The organism is Streptomyces noursei ATCC 11455 (assembly GCF_001704275.1).
Lineage (GTDB): Bacteria > Actinomycetota > Actinomycetes > Streptomycetales > Streptomycetaceae > Streptomyces > Streptomyces noursei.
In genome coordinates this window covers 6,616,137-6,633,499 of the sequence record NZ_CP011533.1, presented here as the reverse complement: position 1 = coordinate 6,633,499, position 17,363 = coordinate 6,616,137, and the positions used below count along the sequence as shown (strand labels likewise).

Annotated in this window: 15 protein-coding genes and 1 pseudogene; 9 read left to right on the top strand and 7 right to left on the bottom strand. The window is 72.9% G+C overall.

Annotated features, from left to right (window positions below; translation table 11 throughout):
* Positions 1–4: 4 nt before the first annotated feature.
* From SNOUR_RS28125 to SNOUR_RS28100, 6 genes are all read left to right on the top strand, one after another.
* Positions 5–250 (top strand): DUF397 domain-containing protein, encoded by a 246-nt coding sequence (locus SNOUR_RS28125; RefSeq protein WP_067352387.1) that lies wholly within the window; start codon positions 5–7, stop codon positions 248–250.
* 103 nt (positions 251–353) lie between these two features.
* A complete protein-coding gene (locus tag SNOUR_RS28120) occupies positions 354–2,351 on the top strand; it encodes a hypothetical protein (RefSeq protein WP_067352385.1) in 1,998 nt (665 codons plus the stop codon).
* Positions 2,352–2,591: 240 nt separating this feature from the next.
* Positions 2,592–3,398, top strand: coding sequence for a metal-dependent hydrolase (locus SNOUR_RS28115; RefSeq protein ID WP_312636093.1), 807 nt, complete (start codon positions 2,592–2,594; stop codon positions 3,396–3,398).
* A 1-nt stretch (position 3,399) separates the two neighbouring features.
* On the top strand, positions 3,400–4,644 hold the full coding sequence (locus tag SNOUR_RS28110) for a PDR/VanB family oxidoreductase (RefSeq protein WP_079142936.1): 1,245 nt from the start codon (positions 3,400–3,402) through the stop codon (positions 4,642–4,644).
* A gap of 98 nt (positions 4,645–4,742) precedes the next feature.
* Positions 4,743–5,444 carry a TetR/AcrR family transcriptional regulator gene (locus SNOUR_RS28105; RefSeq protein WP_067352382.1) on the top strand — a complete coding sequence of 234 codons (702 nt, stop codon included), beginning with the start codon at positions 4,743–4,745 and terminating at the stop codon, positions 5,442–5,444.
* A gap of 49 nt (positions 5,445–5,493) precedes the next feature.
* Positions 5,494–6,006: a GNAT family N-acetyltransferase gene (locus tag SNOUR_RS28100; protein ID WP_067352380.1), complete on the top strand. Its 513-nt coding sequence runs from the start codon at positions 5,494–5,496 to the stop codon at positions 6,004–6,006.
* A 66-nt stretch (positions 6,007–6,072) separates the two neighbouring features.
* Here the strand turns inward: SNOUR_RS28100 and pulA are convergent.
* A pseudogene (pulA, locus tag SNOUR_RS28095) lies at positions 6,073–8,691 on the bottom strand (pullulanase-type alpha-1,6-glucosidase); the annotation flags it as partial.
* A 280-nt stretch (positions 8,692–8,971) separates the two neighbouring features.
* Here pulA and SNOUR_RS28090 point away from each other — a divergent pair.
* Positions 8,972–9,844, top strand: coding sequence for an SAM-dependent methyltransferase (locus SNOUR_RS28090; RefSeq protein WP_067352378.1), 873 nt, complete (start codon positions 8,972–8,974; stop codon positions 9,842–9,844).
* A gap of 13 nt (positions 9,845–9,857) precedes the next feature.
* Here the strand turns inward: SNOUR_RS28090 and SNOUR_RS28085 are convergent, their stop codons facing one another.
* Positions 9,858–10,310, bottom strand: coding sequence for an ATP-binding protein (locus SNOUR_RS28085; protein ID WP_229921723.1), 453 nt, complete (start codon positions 10,308–10,310; stop codon positions 9,858–9,860).
* Positions 10,311–10,463: 153 nt separating this feature from the next.
* Here SNOUR_RS28085 and SNOUR_RS28080 point away from each other — a divergent pair, with 153 nt between their 5' ends.
* Positions 10,464–11,306 (top strand): helix-turn-helix domain-containing protein, encoded by an 843-nt coding sequence (locus tag SNOUR_RS28080; protein WP_067352374.1) that lies wholly within the window; start codon positions 10,464–10,466, stop codon positions 11,304–11,306.
* Entirely contained in the window at positions 11,303–11,554 is a 252-nt protein-coding gene (locus SNOUR_RS28075) for a DUF397 domain-containing protein (protein ID WP_067352371.1), read from the top strand. Before SNOUR_RS28080 ends, SNOUR_RS28075 begins: the two co-directional genes overlap by 4 nt.
* On the opposite strand, the gene SNOUR_RS28070 is transcribed toward SNOUR_RS28075, so the two are convergent.
* Genes SNOUR_RS28070 through SNOUR_RS28050 form a run of 5 tightly spaced genes read right to left on the bottom strand, consistent with a single transcriptional unit; the run spans position 11,529 to position 17,220 of the window.
* The gene (locus SNOUR_RS28070; RefSeq protein ID WP_067352369.1) at positions 11,529–12,578 is read right to left on the bottom strand and encodes a LacI family DNA-binding transcriptional regulator; all 1,050 of its coding nucleotides are present in this window, start codon (positions 12,576–12,578) and stop codon (positions 11,529–11,531) included. The two genes, SNOUR_RS28075 and SNOUR_RS28070, sit on opposite strands and share 26 nt — an antisense overlap.
* Positions 12,566–14,173 (bottom strand): glycoside hydrolase family 13 protein, encoded by a 1,608-nt coding sequence (locus SNOUR_RS28065; RefSeq protein ID WP_067352367.1) that lies wholly within the window; start codon positions 14,171–14,173, stop codon positions 12,566–12,568. Before SNOUR_RS28065 ends, SNOUR_RS28070 begins: the two co-directional genes overlap by 13 nt.
* Position 14,174: 1 nt before the next feature.
* The gene (locus SNOUR_RS28060) at positions 14,175–15,011 is read right to left on the bottom strand and encodes a sugar ABC transporter permease (RefSeq protein WP_067352364.1); all 837 of its coding nucleotides are present in this window, start codon (positions 15,009–15,011) and stop codon (positions 14,175–14,177) included.
* 2 nt (positions 15,012–15,013) lie between these two features.
* Positions 15,014–15,949, bottom strand: coding sequence for a carbohydrate ABC transporter permease (locus SNOUR_RS28055; protein WP_067352362.1), 936 nt, complete (start codon positions 15,947–15,949; stop codon positions 15,014–15,016).
* On the bottom strand, positions 15,946–17,220 hold the full coding sequence (locus SNOUR_RS28050; RefSeq protein ID WP_067352359.1) for an extracellular solute-binding protein: 1,275 nt from the start codon (positions 17,218–17,220) through the stop codon (positions 15,946–15,948). Before SNOUR_RS28050 ends, SNOUR_RS28055 begins: the two co-directional genes overlap by 4 nt.
* Positions 17,221–17,363 lie beyond the last annotated feature (143 nt).

Here is a 17,363-nt window from a genome sequence, read left to right as displayed (position 1 = left end):
GGACATGGGCACCGCAGCCGACAAGGAATGGCTCTACAGCCTCGACATCTCCGACGCCGTCTGGCAGCGCCCGCCCGGCGACCCCGACGCGGAGGCGGTGGAGATCGCCTTCCTGGAGGGCGGCGCGGTGGCGATGCGCAACTCCACCGAACCGGACGTGGTCCTGCGCTACACCGAGGCGGAGTGGCGGGCGTTCGTCCTGGGCGCCCGGGACGGGGAGTTCGACCTGGACCGGCACCACCCGGCCTGAGGTCCGCCGGCGCCCGCCGGTCCCCCTCGCGCGGGGCACGGTCACCCGTCCGAGGGGGGCCGGCGGTCGGTGACCATCACAGGATTCACTCGTTCCACGGAATGTGGAGCAGCAGCATGCGGTGACCCCGCGCCCGGACCGCGCCTTTGTCGGGCATGCCGACGAGGGCGAGCCCATCGACGTCGAGCGGGCCGAGGCGGCCCTGGTCGAGCACTACCCCCGACTGGCCCGGCTGGCCTATCTGGTGCTGCCGCCGGCCCCCACCCGCGGGCGGCGGGTGCTGGCCGCGCACGCCGCGGTGCAGCGGGCACTGCCCCGGCGCCCCGGTCCGGGGCTCGCGCTGCCCGCCCAGCGCGGCGGGGACCCGGCCGTCGATCCCGGTTACGCGCTGATGCGACTGCGGGTGCTGCGGGCGGCGCTGGCCGCCGGGCGGCGGTGGTGGCGGCCGCCGGCGCCACTCCCCCAGGTCTGGGGCCTGCGGCTGTTCCCGCGCTCCGGCGGCGCCGACGAACTCGCCCTGGACCAGGCCCTGTCGGCGCTCTCCGGCCCGGCGCGGGCGGCGTTCGTGCTGCGCGACCTGGAGCGGCTGACGGTCCAGGAGACCCGGCGGGTGCTGGAGGCGGCGGGGGTCGCCGACGCCCGGGAGGCGCTGGCCGAGGCGGACGGGGCCGTCCTGCCGGCCGGGAGCCGGGACCGGGCGCTGCTGGAGTCGGTGGAGTTCGACGCGTGCTCCTTGCAGGCCCGGCCGACGGACCTGATCCGGCGCCGCCAGCACGGCCGGGCGGCGCTGGCGGCCGGGGTGGCGGTGCTGGTGTGCGGGGCGCTGCTGGGCAAGCCGGGCGAGGGCTGGGGGCCGGACGGCGCCGCGGCCCCGCCGTACGCCCGCAATGCCGCCGCCGAGGCGGCCCTGGATCCGGCCCGGCTGACGGTGTCCTCGGCGACGGCCTGGAAGTCCGCGGCCCGGCCGGACTTCTCGGCCTGGCCGGCCCGCGGCGAGCGGACCGCCGACAAGGCGCTGCTCCGACGGGCGTTGGCGGTGTGGGCCCGGCCCGGCGTCCGGGTGCCGGTCACCTCGACGCCCGGCACGCCCACCGGCCCCGCGGCCGGCCCGCCCCAGTTGCTCTTCGCGGGCGTGGTGGACCACGCGGTGGTGGTGCTCTTCCACGACGGGCTGCGGGTGGTGCGGTACGCCGAGGGCATCGACGGCCGGCAGCGGGGCGACGGTGCCGGGGCGGGCCTGGACTTCGCCCGGGCGGACGGCGCGGCGGCGGACTCGTCCGGCGCCCTGGTGGTGGGCCGCACGCAGGGCAACGTCCGCTATCTGACGGCCCCTTGGGTGACGTCGGTGCGGCTGGTGGACCTGCTGAAGCCGGACGCGGCGGGCCAGCCGGTCGCGGTCGGCGCCGACGGGCTGACCGCCCCGGTCCCGGCGCCGCGCGCCGACGGGACGTGCACGGCCTGGCCCGCGCTCCGGGTCGGCGGGCAGTTGGACGGGCAGCCCGACGGGGTGCCGGGCGGGCGGAACGCCGGTGAGCTGCTGACCGACCTCGGGGAGCTGTCCCCCGCCCGGCTCACCTACGGACCGCCGGACGCACCGGGGGCGGTGTCCGGGCCGGAGGGCCGCGTCGCGTGGGCGCGGACCGCCTGCCAGCTGCCCGGGGTCCGTTCGCAGGGCGTGCGGACGGTCAACGCCTGGCGGTTCGCGCAGCAGCCGCTCCCCGGGGGCGCGGGCGTCGCGTCCTGGCTGTGCACCCGGGCGGAGACCTGGCGCGGGGCCGGCAGCCGGGCGATGGCGCAGTTCCAGGCGCCGGCGCCGAGCGGGCAGCCGTACCCGGCAGGTGCGGTGACCGCCCGCGCCGACGGCGGTACGGCCTGTGGCCCGCGGATGCCGCGGGTGCTGTCGGGCGTGCTGTGGAAGAGCACCGGCGGTCGGTGGTGGCTGTTGGCGGCGGGCAGTCAACAGATCACGTCGATCACGGCGAGCGGCGGGGTGCGGGGCCGGACGTCCGGACGGCTGCTGGCGGTCCCCGCGTCGGCGGGTGCGCGGGCCGATCTGACGGGCGGGTTGGCGGGTGGCGGGACGGTGCGCGCGCTGCGGTGAGCGGTGGGCGGGGCCGCTCTCCCCGTGGGGTCCGGCGTGCCGGCGGGGTCGCTCGCCGGCTTCGGCGGGCGCGCTTTCCCGTCTTTCGGCGTCCAGGGGGTATCGACATTCCTTACCCGCCAGTACATTGACGCCATGTCTAATACGGCCTCGTTGCGGCCCCGGTCGGTCGCGTCCGAGCACACCCCGCTGAAGGCCCGGAACGTGGCCTTCGACTGGGCGGACACCCCCTTGCACTAGATCCCCGGCGATCCGTCCAGCACCCACACGATCAATGTGCTGCACCTGCTGCTGCCGGCCGGCGAGCGCTGGTTCGTCCACGTCTACAAGCAGGTGCTGCCGTACATCCGCGACCCCGAACTGCGCGCGGACGTCATCGGGTTCATCGGCCAGGAGGCCATGCACTCCCAGGCGCACGACGACGTCCTGCCGCACCTCAAGGAGCAGGGCCTGGACCCCACCCCGTACACCGCGCAGGTCGACTGGCTCTTCGAGAAGCTGCTCGGCGACCGGACGCTGCCGCCGGGGCGGGCCCGTGTCTGGTGGCTGAAGGAGCGGGTGGCGATGATCGCCGCCATCGAGCACTACACGGCCTTCCTGGGCGACTGGGTGCTCAACGCCCGCGCCCTGGACGACAGGGGCGCCGATCCGACCATGCTCGACCTGCTGCGCTGGCACGGCGCGGAGGAGGTCGAGCACCGGTCGGTGGCGTTCGACCTCTTCATGCACCTGGACGGCGACTACCGGCGGCGGGTGCGCACCTGGGCGACCGCCTTCACCGCGCTGGTGTTCCTGTGGCAGCGCGGCACCCGGTTCTTCATGGAGAACGACCCCACGCTCAGCAACGGCAAGGCCGCCCTGAAGGACTTCGTACGGGGCGGGCGGCAGGGCATGCTGCCGACCACCGGGGCGATCGCGCGCTCCATCCCCCAGTACCTGAGCCGCGCCTACCACCCCTCGCAGCACGGCAGCACCGAGCAGGCCCTGGCCTACCTCGACCGCTCGCCCGCCGCGACCGCCGCCGCTGCCGCCCCCGGAGGAGCCTGAAGTGTCCGCGCCCGTCCGTGTTTCCCCGTCCGTCGGCCGCCTCGACCCGTCCCGCACGGGCCTGCCGCGCCTCGGTACCGTGCTGGTGGTCGCCGGCACCGCCCTGGTGGTCCGGCGGGCCCTGCGGCGGCGGATCCGACGGTCGCCGCTGTGGCCGCTGCCCGCGCTGGAGCAGCCGGTCTCCGGGAGGGGCCGGGAGGCGGCCCGCGCGACGTCCTGGAGCGCGCGCCGGGAGGCCGAACCGTCCCACGAGCAGGGGCGGCCGTCCCCGCTGCGCCTGCGGGTGGCCGAACGTACCGAGGCCGCCGAGGGGGTGGTGACCCTCCGCCTGGAGGGCGAGCGGCTCCCCGCCTGGGAACCGGGCGCGCACCTCGATCTCGTCCTGCCCTCGGGCGCCGTGCGGCAGTACTCGCTGTGCGGCGAACCGGCCGACGCCGTACGGGCGGACGGCGGCTCGTACACCGTCGCGGTCCGGCTGATCGAGGACGGCCGGGGCGGGTCGCGGGAGGTGCACGAGACGCTCCGGGCCGGCACGACGGTGGAGGTGCACGGGCCCCGCAACCGCTTCCCCCTGGAGGACCACCACGCCTACCTCTTCATAGCGGGCGGCATCGGCATCACCCCGATCCTCCCGATGGTGCGGCAGGCCGAGGCGGAGGGGGTGCCCTGGCGGCTGCTGTACGCGGGGCGGTCGCGGGCGTCGATGCCGTTCCTGGCGGAGGTCGAGAAGCTGGCCGGGGGCGCCGCCGCGTCCGGTGGCGGGCGGTCGACGGTGGTCGCGGAGGACGAGGAGGGCCGGCCCGACCTGGCCGCGGCGCTGGCCGACGCGCCCCCGCACGCCGCCGTCTACTGCTGCGGCCCCGAGCCCCTGATGGACGCCGTGGCCGCCCTGCTGCCCGACGGGCCGGCGGGCCTCATGCTGCACACGGAGCGCTTCGCCCCGGCGGCGTCCGAGGCGGGGGCCGGGCCCGGCGAGGACGTGGCGTTCGAGGTGGAGTTGCGGCGGACCGGCCGCAGCGTGACGGTCCCGGCCGGCACCAGCGTGCTGCGCGCGCTCCGCGAGCAGGCCCTGCCGGACCTGCCGTACTCCTGCGAGCAGGGCTTCTGCGGCACCTGCCAGCAGCGCGTGCTGGCCGGCGAGGTGGCGCACCGCGACGAACTCCTGACGGACGCGGAACGCGCGGACTCGCTGCTGATCTGCGTCTCCCGGGCGAAGCCGGGGTCGGGGCTGGTCCTGGACCTGTGAATCCGCGCGCGGGCGCCCGGACGCCGCCCGCCCGCCCGCCGGAGGAGGGGCCGTTCGGGCGGTGGTGCCGGTGTGCGGCCGGTCGTTAGGGTGAGCCCATGACGACCGGGGCACGCCGCAGGATGGGGGTCGAGGAGCGACGGGAGCAGTTGATCGCCGTCGCGCTCGACCTCTTCAGCCACCGCTCCCCCGAGGACGTCTCGATCGACGAGATCGCCGAGGCGGCCGGCATATCGCGGCCGCTGGTCTACCACTACTTCCCGGGCAAGCAGCAGCTCTACGAGGCGGCGCTGCGGCGCGCCGCGGACGAGCTCACGGCCCGGTTCGTGGAACCGCACGAAGGCCCGCTGGGCGCCCGCCTGTTGCGTGTCATGGAGCGGTACTTCGACTTCGTGGAGGAGCACGGGCCCGGCTTCTCGGCGCTGATGCGCGGCGGGCCGGCGATCGGCTCGACCCGGACGAGCGCGCTGATCGACGGCGTGCGGCAGGCCGCCTACACGCAGATCCTCAGCCATCTCGACGTGGACGCCCACGCCCCCTCGCCGCGGCTGGAGTTGGTGGTCCGCTCCTGGATCTCGCTCGCCGAGACCACGGCGCTGCTGTGGCTGGACGGCCGCCGGGTGCCGCGCGCGGAGCTGGAGCGGCAGTTGGTGCACGACTTCGCCGCGCTGGCGGCGGTCAGCGCCGCGTACGACCAGGAGATGGCGCAGGTGGTGCGCCGGATGCTGGCGGACGAGCCCGCGGACGGGATGTTCGCCGATCTGGTGGGGCGGTTGCTGGAGCTCCCGCAGCCCGTGTGACGCCGGGCGGCCGGCGGGTCCCGCCCCGGGCTGCGGCAGAATCCCGGGCATGGACGAGATCACGTACCGGCTGGCCGAGGCGGGCGACGACCCGGCCGTTCTGGTCGGCCTCTATGACGCGGCGGCCCGTTGGATGGTGGAGCACGGCATAGACCAGTGGAAGCCCGGCGGGAAGGACGAGGAGCACTTCCGGCGGCGGATCGCGCAGGGCGAGGTCTGGCTGGCGGAGGCCGCCGGCCGGGTCGTCGGCGGCTTCGAGCTGTGGTGGGAGGACGAGCCGGCCTGGGGGCCGCAGCCGCCGGTGGCGGGGTATGTGCACCGGCTGATGGTGGACCGCTCGTGCGCACCGGCGGGGACCGGCCGGGCGATGCTGGCCCGGGCCGAGCGGCGGATAGCGGAGTCGGGCCGGACCTGGGCGCGGCTGGACTGCATGACGAGCAATCCGCGGCTGCGGCCGTACTACGAGGGCGCGGGCTATGCGGTCGTGGGAGAGCAGTCGTCCAAGGACGGGGGCGGGGGGAGCCGGTACGCGGTGACGCTGTTCGAGAAGCGGGTGGACTAGGGCCTGTCCGAACCTGATGCGCCGGACAGGCCCTAGCGACCGCTCCCGCCGGCTCCCCCCTCCGCGTCAGCCCTGGCGGAAGACCGCGACGGTGCGGGGCGGGACGGTGAAGGTGCCGGCGGCGCGGTCGTAGGTCGCGGTGGCGGTGGTGCGGTCGGCGCCGTGGGCCTGCAGGGGGTGCAGGGCGTAGGGCCGTCCGGCGAGGGCCGGGACGGTCTGGGCCGCTGGTCGGGGGGTGGCGTTGAAGACGACGACGAGGTCGGCCAGGCGCATGGTGAGGACGCCGGGGGTCTCGTCCGGGCCGGAGAGGGGGAAGGAGAGGGCGGCCTGGACGGCGGTGGCGGTGGACAGGCCGAAGGCCGGTTCGGTGGCGTGGATGCGGAGCAGGTCGCGGTAGGCGGCCGAGGCCGCGGTGCGGGTGGCGCAGTCCGGGCGGAGCGCGGGGTCGGCCAACAGGGGCCGGGCGTAGGGCCACTTGTCCTTGTTGTCGGCGGCCGGGGGCAGGCCGCGGCCGAAGCCGTTGCCGGCCGCATCGCCGCGGGGGTCGTCGGCACAGGTCCAGTGCAGGGCGTTGAACCAGTCGCCGCTGTTGAAGGAGTTGCGGTCGAGGGACTTGGAGCGCAGCAGGTCGGTGCCCGCCTGGGAGAGCGCCGGGCCCTGGGAGAGGGCGGCGGTGGCCAGGGCGACGACCTGCATCCGGGCGCGGTCGGCCGCCGAGGTGCCGGGCGGCAGCTTGTAGGCGAGGGCGTCGTAGAGGGTTTCGTTGTCGTGGGCGTCGGCGTAGGCGAGGGCGTCGCCGGGGGCGTCGGCATAGCCGGCGGGGGCGCCGTTGTAGTCGATCTGGGAGCCCTTGACCCGCCGGCCGGTGGTATCGGTGAAGGCGTAGTCGGCGAGGTTGCCGGTCAGCCCGACCTTGATCAGGTCCTGGTAGTGCAGGAGGCGGGCGCGCTGGGCGCCCGAATCGCCTTGGCCGGGTGCGGAGTTGGGGTCGGTGTAGAGGCCGGAGGCGAAGCCCTGGACGCGGGGGTCGGCGTCGAAGGGGCTGCCGCCGCGCACCGCGTCGCGGGCCCGGTCGCTGAAGGTGGCGATGCCGGTGCCGGCCATGTTGCGCTGGGTGGCCTGGACGAAGCGGGCGTCGTTCGCGGCCTCGCCGAAGTTCCAGCCCTCGCCGTAGAGGATCACCGACTTCCCGTCGACGCCGTCCCGGGCCGGGGTCAGGGCGTCGAGAGCCCTGCGGACGGCGAGGATGTTCGCCTTGGGGTGGTGGCCCATGAGGTCGAAGCGGAAGCCGTCGACCTTGTACTGCTTGGCCCAGGTGACGACGGAGTCGACGACGAGCTTGCCCATCATGGTGTGTTCGGGGGCGGTGCCCGCGCAGCAGGTGGAGGTGGCGACGGTGCCGTCGTCGAGCAGGCGGTGGTAGTAGCCGGGCACGATGCGGTCCAGGACGGAGCGCGGGTCGTCCTGCCCGGCGGCGGCGGTGTGGTTGTAGACGACGTCCATCACGGTGCGCAGGCCGATGCCGTTGAGGCCCTGCACCATGCGGCGGAACTCGACGGTGCGGGCGGTCCCTTCGGGGTCGGAGGCGTAGGAGCCTTCGGGGACGGTGTAGTGCAACGGGTCGTAGCCCCAGTTGTAGCCGTCCCGGTCGGCCGTGGCCGCCACGCACTCCTGTTGGCGCGCGGAGTCGGGGGGCAGGGCGGTCAGGTCGCAATCGGGGCGCCGCTGGTCGGCGCGGCGCTCGGGGACGGAGGAGAAGTCGAAGGCCGGCAGCAGGTGGACGTGGGTGGTGCCGGCCGCGGCGAGGGCCGCCAGGTGCCGCATGCCGGCGGAGTCGGTGTCGGTGAAGGCGAGGTACTGGCCGGGGTGGTGGGAGGTGGCGTCCTCGATGGAGAAGTCGCGGATGTGCAGCTCCTGGATGCGGGCCCGGCGCAGCGGCACCGGCGCGGGCTTGCGCAGCGTCGCCCAGCCCTTGGGGGTGAGCCGGGGGTCGGCGAGGTCGACGACGAGGCTGCGGGCGGAGTCGGTGGTCAGCGCGGTGGAGTACGGGTCGGTGACCGCGTCGGTGACGGTCCGGCCGGCGCTCGGGGCCCAGACGGTGACCAGGTAGCGGTACGGCTTCCCGGTCCAGTCCCGCTCGCCCCGCACGCTCCACACCCCGGTCGCCTCGTCGCGGCGCATCGGGACGCGGCGGCCGGCCAGTTCGAGGGCGACGGTGCGGGCGGTGGGTGCCCAGACGGACAGGGTGGGGCGCCCGCCGTGGAACACCGGCCCGAGGGCGGCGTGTTGGGCGCGGGCGCCGTAGAGGTCGTCGAGGACGCCGGGAATCTGCACGCCCGTGGTGTGCCGCCCGTCGGGGGCGGTCTGGGTGGCCATCAGCCGCTGCCGTAGGGCGGTGGGGGCCAGGGCGCGGTCGCGGGGGTCGACGGTGAAGGCGGGGTAGCCCGTCAGGTGCGGGTAGGCGGCCCGTTCGGCGGGGGTGAGGGTGCCGGGAGCGAGCCGGATGCGTCCCGTGGTGCGTCCGGGCTCGCCGAACTCCAGTTGGGCGGCGGCGGGTTGGGCGCCCTTCCAGACCACGGTGGCGCGGTCGATCCATTGAGCCTCGGCCTTGGCCTGGCCGCCGGAGGGGGCCGCCTGGGCCCGGGGCTGCGGCGGGACGGCGAGCGCGGCGGCGCCGGCCAGCAGGGCGAGGACGGCGGCGATCCGGCGGCGGGCGCGGTGCGCGGTGGAGGGCATGGCCCCTGGTTCTAGTCGCGGGAAACGATTGCTGCAAGACCTTTCGCAAGAGATTGCAACGGTGTTACCTTCCCAGGCGAGCCGGTCCGGCCGACCGGAGGCCCACCACACGGTGGGTCCTACGCGCCCGGCCGCCCGGACCGGCCGCCAGACGGCGCCCGTTGGCGCATAGTCACCCATCCGGCGAGCAGGGCGAATTGCCCGGCCGGCAGCGGGGAACCCCCTCGTCATGATCAATGCCCCCGAGAACACCGACGACGGCACACCGCACCACCACCACGACGCCGCGACCCGCGGCTACTACGACACCGGCGACGTCGACGCCTTCTACGACGCCGTCTGGGGCGGCGAGGACATCCACATCGGCATCTACACCGAGGACGACGAGCCGATCGCGGACGCCTCGCACCGCACCGTCGAGCACGCCGCCGACAAGGCCGCTGACCTGCTCGGCCCGCACGCCACCGTGCTCGACCTCGGCTCCGGATACGGCGGTTCGTCCCGCGCGCTCGCCGAACGCTTCGGCTGCCGCGTCGTCGCCCTCGACCTCAGCGAGCAACACAACCGGCGGCACCGCGCGACCAACGCCCGACGCGGACTGGACCACCTGATCGAGGTCACCACCGGCTCCCTCAACGACCTGCCCTACGAGGCCGAGCGGTTCGACGTCGTCTGGTCCCTGGAAGTGCTGTGCCATGTCGAGGACCGGGAGGGCGCCCTGCGCGAGGCCGTACGCGTACTGAGGCCGGGCGGCGCCCTGGTCTTCTCGGACATCATGGTGGGCGAGGAGACACCCGCGGAGGCGGTGCGGCCGGCGTTCTCCCGCCTGGGCGTCGAGACCCCGGCGACATCGACCTTCTATCTGGAGCGGCTCTCCGAACTCGGCCTCGACGACATCGAATTCGAGGACCGCACCCCGGACGTCGCCACCCACTACGCGCGCCTCGACGAGGACGTCCGACAGCGAGCGGCCGAGCTGCGCAACGTCATCAGCCCGGCCTACGTGGACGAGCTGCTGACCAACCTTCCCGTCTGGACGGACATCACCCGCCGGAGCCTGCTGCGCTGGGGCGTCTTCCACGCGCGCCGTCCGGCGGACTGAGGACCGTCGGCCGTCAGCCGTCCGAGAGGTCCAGCTCAGCCCGGACGATCTTGCCCACCGAGGGCCGGTCCACGACGGTCCAGCGGGTAGCGAGCGCGGCGACGAGCATCAGTCCGCGGCCGGTCTCGGAGTCGGACGGCGGCGGTACGAGCGCTTCCGGGCCCGGGGGACGCCGCTCCGTCCGCGCATCGGCGACCTCGATCCGCAGGGTGCCCGACCGGCCCGGGCCCGGCAGCTTCGCGAGCCGCAGCTCGAAGTCCCGGCCGGGCACCCGCCCGTGGGTGACCGCGTTCGCGGCGAGTTCGCCGACGACGGCGGCGACGGCGTCCGAGACCTCGCCGCCGTACGGAAAGCCCCACACGTCGAGTTGCTGAACGGCGAGATACCGCGCGAGGCGCGCCCCGCGCCGGGTGGCACTGAAACGCTGGGTGAACATGTGTACGGGGGCTGCTACTTGGGCTGGCATGGGGGCAACGGTGCTGGTCAGCAGCCTCGTACGCCAGGGACTGGGCTCGTACCCCGGAGAATGTACGAGTTGAGTACGTGGACGGGTCGGGTGACGGGCCGTAACGATGGGTGGCTTGCGGGGTCAGCGCCAGTGACATCGGGAGTACCCGACATGGAAGACAGCAGCACCGACAACTACGACGGCGGAAAGCCGGAGCCCTCCGGCAGTCTGCGGACCTTCGGCGCCGTCTATCAAGGGTTCCGCGAGAACGCGGGATTCACGCAGGAGGCCCTGTCGCCGGTGCTCCGGTACTCGGCGCACTACATCGGCTCCGTCGAGCAGGGCCGACGCCTCCCGTCGAAGAAGTTCATCGACCGCTCGGAGGAGGCGCTGGGCGCCAACGGCGTACTGCGGAAGGCGGCCAAGCGGCTGTCGAAGCAGCCGGGACTGGCCCGGTGGTTCCGGGAGTGGGCGGAGCTGGAGAAGACGGCGATCAGCCTGTACACGTACGAATGCCGGTTGGTTCCCGGGCTTTTACAGACGGAGGCTTACGGCCGGACGCTGTTTACGCAGCAGGTCCCGCACCTGGAAGACGAGGAGATCGAGGCCCGTTGGGCGGCACGATCCGAACATAAGCGGCTGCTGCGGGAGCGCCCCAAGACCGTATTCAGCTTCGTCCTCGAAGAGCAACTGTTCCTTCGCCGCACAGGTGGAGCGGAAGTCACCAAGCAGCTCATCGACCACGTCCTCGAACTCTCCGAGCTGCGGAACGTGGACATCCAGCTGATGCCGCTGGTGCAGGAGAACCATGTGGCACTGCATGGGCCGATGCAACTGCTGGAGACCCCGGACAACGAGTGTTTCGGCTATTGCGAGGGGCAGCGCACCGGCCTGTTCGTCTCCGATCCACACGAGGTCAGCATCCTTCAAATGCGGTATGCGAGACTGCTTTCGCAGGCCCTGACCCCTCAAGACTCGCGGAGCCTGCTGAAGCAGATCCGAGGAGCGCTATGACCAGCACCCCCGAACTGGCCTGGTTCAAAAGCAGCTACAGCAGTGGGGACGGCGACGACTGCGTCGAAGTCGCCCTCACCTGGCGCAAGTCCAGCTACAGCAGCAGCGGTGACGGCGACTGCATAGAAATCGCCGCCTGCCCCACCACCGTTCACATCAGGGACTCCAAGGACAAGGGCGGGCCGCAGCTCGCGGTGCCGGCGGGTTCCTGGGCGGCGTTCGTCACGTACGCCGCCCAGGGCCGGTAGATCCCCGTACGACCAGCTCCGGCTGGAAGACGAACTCGGTGCGCTGGACGGGGTTTCCCTGGATCTCCTCGATCAGTGCGCCCACGGCGGCGGTCGCCATCGCCTGCACCGGCTGCCGCACCGTGGTCAGCGGCGGGGCGGTGAAGGCGATCAGCGGGGAGTCGTCGAAGCCGACGACGGAGAGCCGGCCGGGGACGTCGATCCCCCGCTGCCGGGCCGCGCGCACCACGCCGAGCGCCATCAGGTCGCTGCCGCAGACGATGCCCGTACAGCCGTCGTCGAGCAGGGCGGCGGCCGCGGCGTGGCCGCCCTCGACGCTGAACAGGGTGTGCTGTACGAGTCGTTCGGCCTGCCCCCTCCGCAGGCCGAACGACTCCTCCAGGGCCGCCACGAAGCCCTCCGCCTTGCGGCGGGAGGGCACGTAGCGGGCCGGGCCGACGGCCAGCCCGATGCGCTCGTGGCCCAGTTCGACGAGGTGCCGCACGGCCATCCGGGCCGCGGCGCGGTCGTCGGGCGAGACACAGGGCGCGTCGACCCGGTCGTTGTAGCCGTTGATCAGGACGTAGGGCACGCCCCGCGAGGTCAGGCGGGTGTAGCGGGAGGGGTCGGCGGCGGTGTCGGCGTGCAGTCCGGACAGGAAGACGATGCCGGTGACGCCGCGCTCCTCCAACTGCTCGACGAGCTCGTCCTCGGTGGCGCCGCCCGGCATCTGGGTGCACAGGACCGGTGTGTAGCCCTGTCCCGCCAGGCACTGCTCGATGACCTGGGCGAAGGCCGGGAAGATCGGGTTGGTCAGCTCCGGGATGACCAGGCCGACCAGGCCGGCGCTGCGCCGCCGCAGCCGGACCGGGCGTTCGTAGCCGAGGACGTCGAGCGCGGCGAGCACCCGCTGACGGGTGCCCGCCGCCACGCCCGCCCGGCCGTTGAGGACACGGCTGGCGGTCGCCTCGCTGACCTCCGCCTGGGCGGCGATGTCGGAGAGGCGCGGGGTGGGCCGGGGAGCCGGACGGGTCACTCCTCCCACCAGATGGTGGTGTCGGCGGGAAGGATGAAGTCGCCGTCCAGCAGTGGCAGTTGCCGGCCGGACGTGAGGAGCGGCCGGCCGGGGACGGGCAGGCGGGCCGGGGCTTCGGTGGTGTTGACCGTGCAGACCAGGCCACCGGGGCGGCGGAAGGCGAGGACGCCGTCGGGGGCGTCGTCCAGCCATTCGACGGTGTCGCCGGCGCCGAGGCCGGGGTGCGTACGGCGCAGTCCGAGGGCGCTGCGGTAGAGCTCCAGGGTGGAGGCCGGGTCGCCGGTCTGGGCCTGGACGGTGAGCGTCGCCCAGTCGTCGGGCTGGGGCAGCCAGGTGTCGCCGGCGCCGAAGCCGTACGGCGGCTCCGTGCCGCTCCACGGGAGCGGTACGCGGCAGCCGTCGCGGAGGCCGTCCTGGCCGCTGTCGCGGAAGAAGGACGGGTCCTGGCGGACCTCGTCGGGCAGCTCGGTGACCTCGGGCAGGCCGAGTTCCTCGCCCTGGTAGAGGTAGGCCGAGCCGGGCAGCGCCAGCATCAGGAGGGTGGCGGCGCGGGCCCGGTCCAGGCCGCCGCCGAGGCGGGTGCGGTGGCGCACGACGTCGTGGTTGGACAGGACCCAGGTGGCCGGTGCGCCGACCGCGCCCAGGGCGGAGAGGGAGGCGTCGACGGCGGCGCGGAGCGCACCTGCGTCCCAATCGGTGCCCAGGTAGTGGAAGTTGAAGCCCTGGTGGAGTTCGTCGGGGCGGACGTAGCGGGCGAGCCGGTCGAGGGTGGGGGCCCAGGCTTCGGCGACGCCGATCCGCTCCCCCGGGTACTCGTCGAGGATCGCCCGCCAGGAGCGGTAGACCGCGTGCACGCCGTCCTGGTCGAAGAACGGGAGGATCTGACTGCCGATCAGTCGGGCCTGTTCGCCGTGGCCGATGTCGGGCAGTCCCGGGGCCTTGGCCATGCCGTGGGCGACGTCCACCCGGAAGCCGTCCACGCCCAGGTCCAGCCAGAAGCGCAGGATGGAGCGGAACTCGTCCTGGACGGCCGGGTGGTCCCAGTTGAAGTCGGGCTGTTCGGGGGCGAAGAGGTGGAGGTACCACTCGCCGTCGGGCAGGCGGGTCCAGGCGGGGCCGCCGAAGACGGACTCCCAGTCGTTGGGCGGGAGTTCGCCGTTGTCCCCGCGGCCCTTGCGGAAGTGGAAGCGCTCGCGCAGGACCGAGCCGGGCCCCTCGGCCACCGCGCGACGGAACCACGCGTGCTGGTCGGAGCAGTGGTTGGGGACGATGTCGATGATGATGCGAAGGCCCTGGTCGTGGGCCTCGCGGATCACCGCCTCGGCGTCCGCGAGGGTGCCGAAGAGGGGGTCGACGGCGCGGTAGTCGGCGACGTCATAGCCGGCGTCGGCCTGCGGGGAGGCGTAGAAGGGGCTCAGCCAGACGGCGTCCACGCCCAGGTCGCGCAGGTGGGCGAGCCGCCCGCGGATGCCGGGCAGGTCGCCCATGCCGTCGCCGTTGCCGTCGGCGAAGCTGCGCGGATAGATCTGGTAGATCACGGCGTCCCGCCACCAGTCGGTGGGCCGGACGGCGCTCTCAGGAGCTTCGTTGTGCTGGTGAGTCATATCAACCCTTGGTGGTGCCGGCGGTCAGTCCGGCGACGAGGTGGCGCTGGGCGAAGGCGAAGACGAGCGCGGCCGGCACGGCGATGATCACGGCGGCGGCGGTCATCGAACCCCAGTCGTTGCTGTACTGGTTGACGAAGGTCTGGAGCCCGCCGGCGAGGGTGAGGTTCTCCTCGCCGGTCATGAAGGCGGAGGCGTAGGCGACCTCGGCCCAGGCCGTGACGAAGGTGTAGAAGCCGGTGACGGCCAGGCCGGGGCGGGCGAGCGGGAGGACCAGTCGCCAGAAGGTGCCGAAGGGGGTGAGGCCGTCCACCCGGCCCGCTTCGTCGATCTCCACCGGGATGGTGTCGAAGAAGCCCTTCATCATCCAGGCGCAGAACGGGACGGCGATGGTGAGGTAGGTGAGGACCAGGCCGAGCGGCTGGTTGAGCAGGCCGAGGGAGGCGAGCAGGTTGTAGAGCGGGACGATCAGCACCGCGACCGGGAACATCTGGGTGATCAGCAGCAGCCACAGCAGCGGGCGCATGCCGGGGAAGCGGAAGCGGCTGACGGCGTAGCCGGTGGTGGCGGCGGTGAAGACCCCGATGACGGTGGTCAGGGCGACGACGACCACGGAGTTGCCGAACCAGGTGAGGAAGGAGGTGCCGGTCAGGACGTGGGTGTAGTTGTCGAGGGTGAAGTGGGTGACGAGGCTGGTGGTGAAGGCGTCGTTCTTGGGTTTGAAGGAGGTCACCAGCAGCCACAGCGGCGGGAAGACCGCGACGACGGAGGCGAGCACCAGGGCCAGGTGCAGTCCGACCGAGGCCGACCAGTGCCGTTCGGAGCGTGTGCGCGCCATGGTCACCACACCTCTCCCTGCTTGCGCAGCGCCCGGCGGTAGCCGACGGCGACGAGGGCGAGGACGGCGAGGATGACCATGCCCCAGGTGGCGGAGGCGGAGAAGTTGCGGGGGCTGTCCACGAAGGAGAGGCGGTAGGCGTAGGTCACCAGGATCTCGGTGGCGTCGCCGGGTCCGCCCCTGGTGAGCAGGAAGATCACCGGGAACATGTTGAACGTCCAGATGGTGGAGAGCAGGATCACGGTGCCGCTGACCGCGCGCAGGCCGGGCACGGTGATGTGGCGGAAGCGCTGCCAGGCACCGGCGCCGTCCATCTCGGCGGCCTCGTAGAGCTCGCCGGGGATGGACTGCAGCCCGCCGAGCAGCGCGACGAGCATGAACGGCACGCCCAGCCAGACGTTGACCGCGATGACCGAGAGCTTGGCCCAGGTCGGGTCGTTGAGCCAGGGCACGGCGTCGAGGCCGCCGCCGGCCAGCAGCTTGTTGAGGATGCCGTTCTTCTCGTTGTAGAGCATCCGCCAGGTGAAGACGGAGACGAAGGCGGGGATGGCCCAGGGCAGGATCAGCGCCAGGCGGTAGAAGGTGCGGCCGCGCATCCGGCGGTTGAGCAGGTTGGCCAGTGCGAGGGCGGTGAGGAAGGTGAGGGAGACACAGCCGACGGTCCACACCACGGTCCAGCCGAGGCGGTCCCAGAAGACGCCGTCGGTCAGCACCGCCCGGTAGTTGTCCAGGCCGGTGAAGTGGTAGGTGGCGGGGATGTGGTTCATGCCGATCGAGCGCTCGACATTGGCCTCGTTGGCGTCGGTCAGGGAGAGGTAGACGCCGCGGACCAGGGGTATCCCGATGATGACGCCGATGACGAGGACGACCGGGGCCACCATCGTCCAGGCGTACCAGTGGGTGCCGAACGCCCGGCGGATCCGGGCGGTGAGCGTCACGTGTAGTCCTTGAGCAGCTTCCGGTAGGCGTCCCCGACGGCCTTGGCGGCCTGCTCGGGCGTGGCGGCGCCGGTGAGCACCTTGTTCATCTGGACCTTGAGCGGTTCGAAGAGGGAGTTGCCCTGGGCGATCCAGGGGCGCTGCACGGCGCCGTCGACGGCGGGCTTGAAGAAGGCGACCATCTCGTTCTGCTTGACCGCCGGGACGTTGTAGACGGACTTGCGGGTGGGCAGCAGGCTGAGCTTGTCGGTGGTCTCCTGCTGGACCTTCGCCGAGCTCATGTACTTCACGAAGGCGTAGGCGGCCTGGAGGTTCTTGCTGCCGGCGTAGACGGAGAGGTCCCAGCCGCCCTGCGGGGAGCCCTGGGCGGTGCTGCCGCCGGGGACGGGGGCGACGCCGAGGTTGCCCTTGTCCTGGAACGCCTTGCCGGCGCGGGCGCCCTCGATGTCCCAGGGGCCGTCGATCGCCATCGCGACGGTGCCGTCCTTGAGGGCCTTGAGCTGGTTCTCCTGGCCGTCGGTGGCGTCGGTGACGGCGGCCTTGGAGTCCACCAGCTGCTTGATGGTGCGGAACGCGCGGACGCCGGCGGCGCTGTCGACGGTGACCTTCTTGTGGGCCGCGTCGACCATGTCGCCGCCCTCGCCGTAGAGGTAGGGCAGGAACCAGTAGGGGTCGTCGCCGCGCAGGTAGAGGGCGGTGGCGCCGGTCTTGTCCTTGATCTTCTGGGCGGCGGCGGCGAGTTCGGTGAAGGTCTTCGGCACGGCGACGCCGGCGTCCTGCAGGAGCTTCTTGTTGTAGAAGAGCGCGAGGGTGTCGATGACCTGCGGCGCGGCATAGGTCTTGCCGCCGAACTTGGTCGAGCCGACGGCCTGCGGGAGGTAGTCGCCGGTGTCGTCCAGGGCCGGGGTGCCGTCGAGCGGGGCGAGGTAGCCGAGGTTGGCGAAGTCGGCGACCCAGGCGACCTCGGTGCGCATCACGTCGGGGGCACCGGCGCCGCCGCCCGCGGCGTTCTTGAACTTGGCGTTGGCATCGCCGAAGGGGACGTTCACATAGGAGACGTGGACTTTGGGGTGCTCCTTCTGGAAACCCTCCGCAAGCTTCCGGTACGTGGCCTTCTCGGCGTCGTTGGAGGTGTCCCAGAAGGTAACGGTTCCGGACAGTTCACCTCCGGCCGCGCCGCCGCCGTCACCCCCGCTCCCGCATCCCGTCGCCGCCAGTGCCAGGCCCGCTACCAGCGCGGTGGCGAGAGCGCCACGTATGCCACGCCGCATGTGAACTCCTTAGGGAAAGCCTCGGTTGGCGGTCTGGAACGTAACAGCGCCGAAAACAAACCGAAAGATGTTGCGAGACTTTTCTGCAAGAATTCTGGAAGGAGTTGCGGCGCGCTGGCCGGAACGGAACCCGTCGAGCCCCT

Excerpts from the sequence above, each read along its gene's own strand:
- SNOUR_RS28125 (WP_067352387.1), top strand. The coding sequence starts at position 5 with ATGGGCACCGCAGCCGACAAGGAATGGCTCTACAGCCTCGACATCTCC.
- SNOUR_RS28105 (WP_067352382.1), top strand. The coding sequence starts at position 4,743 with ATGACGACCGGGGCACGCCGCAGGATGGGGGTCGAGGAGCGACGGGAG.
- SNOUR_RS28100 (WP_067352380.1), top strand. The coding sequence starts at position 5,494 with ATGGACGAGATCACGTACCGGCTGGCCGAGGCGGGCGACGACCCGGCC.
- SNOUR_RS28090 (WP_067352378.1), top strand. The coding sequence starts at position 8,972 with ATGATCAATGCCCCCGAGAACACCGACGACGGCACACCGCACCACCAC.
- SNOUR_RS28085 (WP_229921723.1), bottom strand. The coding sequence starts at position 10,310 with ATGCCAGCCCAAGTAGCAGCCCCCGTACACATGTTCACCCAGCGTTTC.
- SNOUR_RS28080 (WP_067352374.1), top strand. The coding sequence starts at position 10,464 with ATGGAAGACAGCAGCACCGACAACTACGACGGCGGAAAGCCGGAGCCC.
- SNOUR_RS28075 (WP_067352371.1), top strand. The coding sequence starts at position 11,303 with ATGACCAGCACCCCCGAACTGGCCTGGTTCAAAAGCAGCTACAGCAGT.
- SNOUR_RS28065 (WP_067352367.1), bottom strand. The coding sequence starts at position 14,173 with ATGACTCACCAGCACAACGAAGCTCCTGAGAGCGCCGTCCGGCCCACC.
- SNOUR_RS28060 (WP_067352364.1), bottom strand. The coding sequence starts at position 15,011 with ATGGCGCGCACACGCTCCGAACGGCACTGGTCGGCCTCGGTCGGACTG.
- SNOUR_RS28050 (WP_067352359.1), bottom strand. The coding sequence starts at position 17,220 with ATGCGGCGTGGCATACGTGGCGCTCTCGCCACCGCGCTGGTAGCGGGC.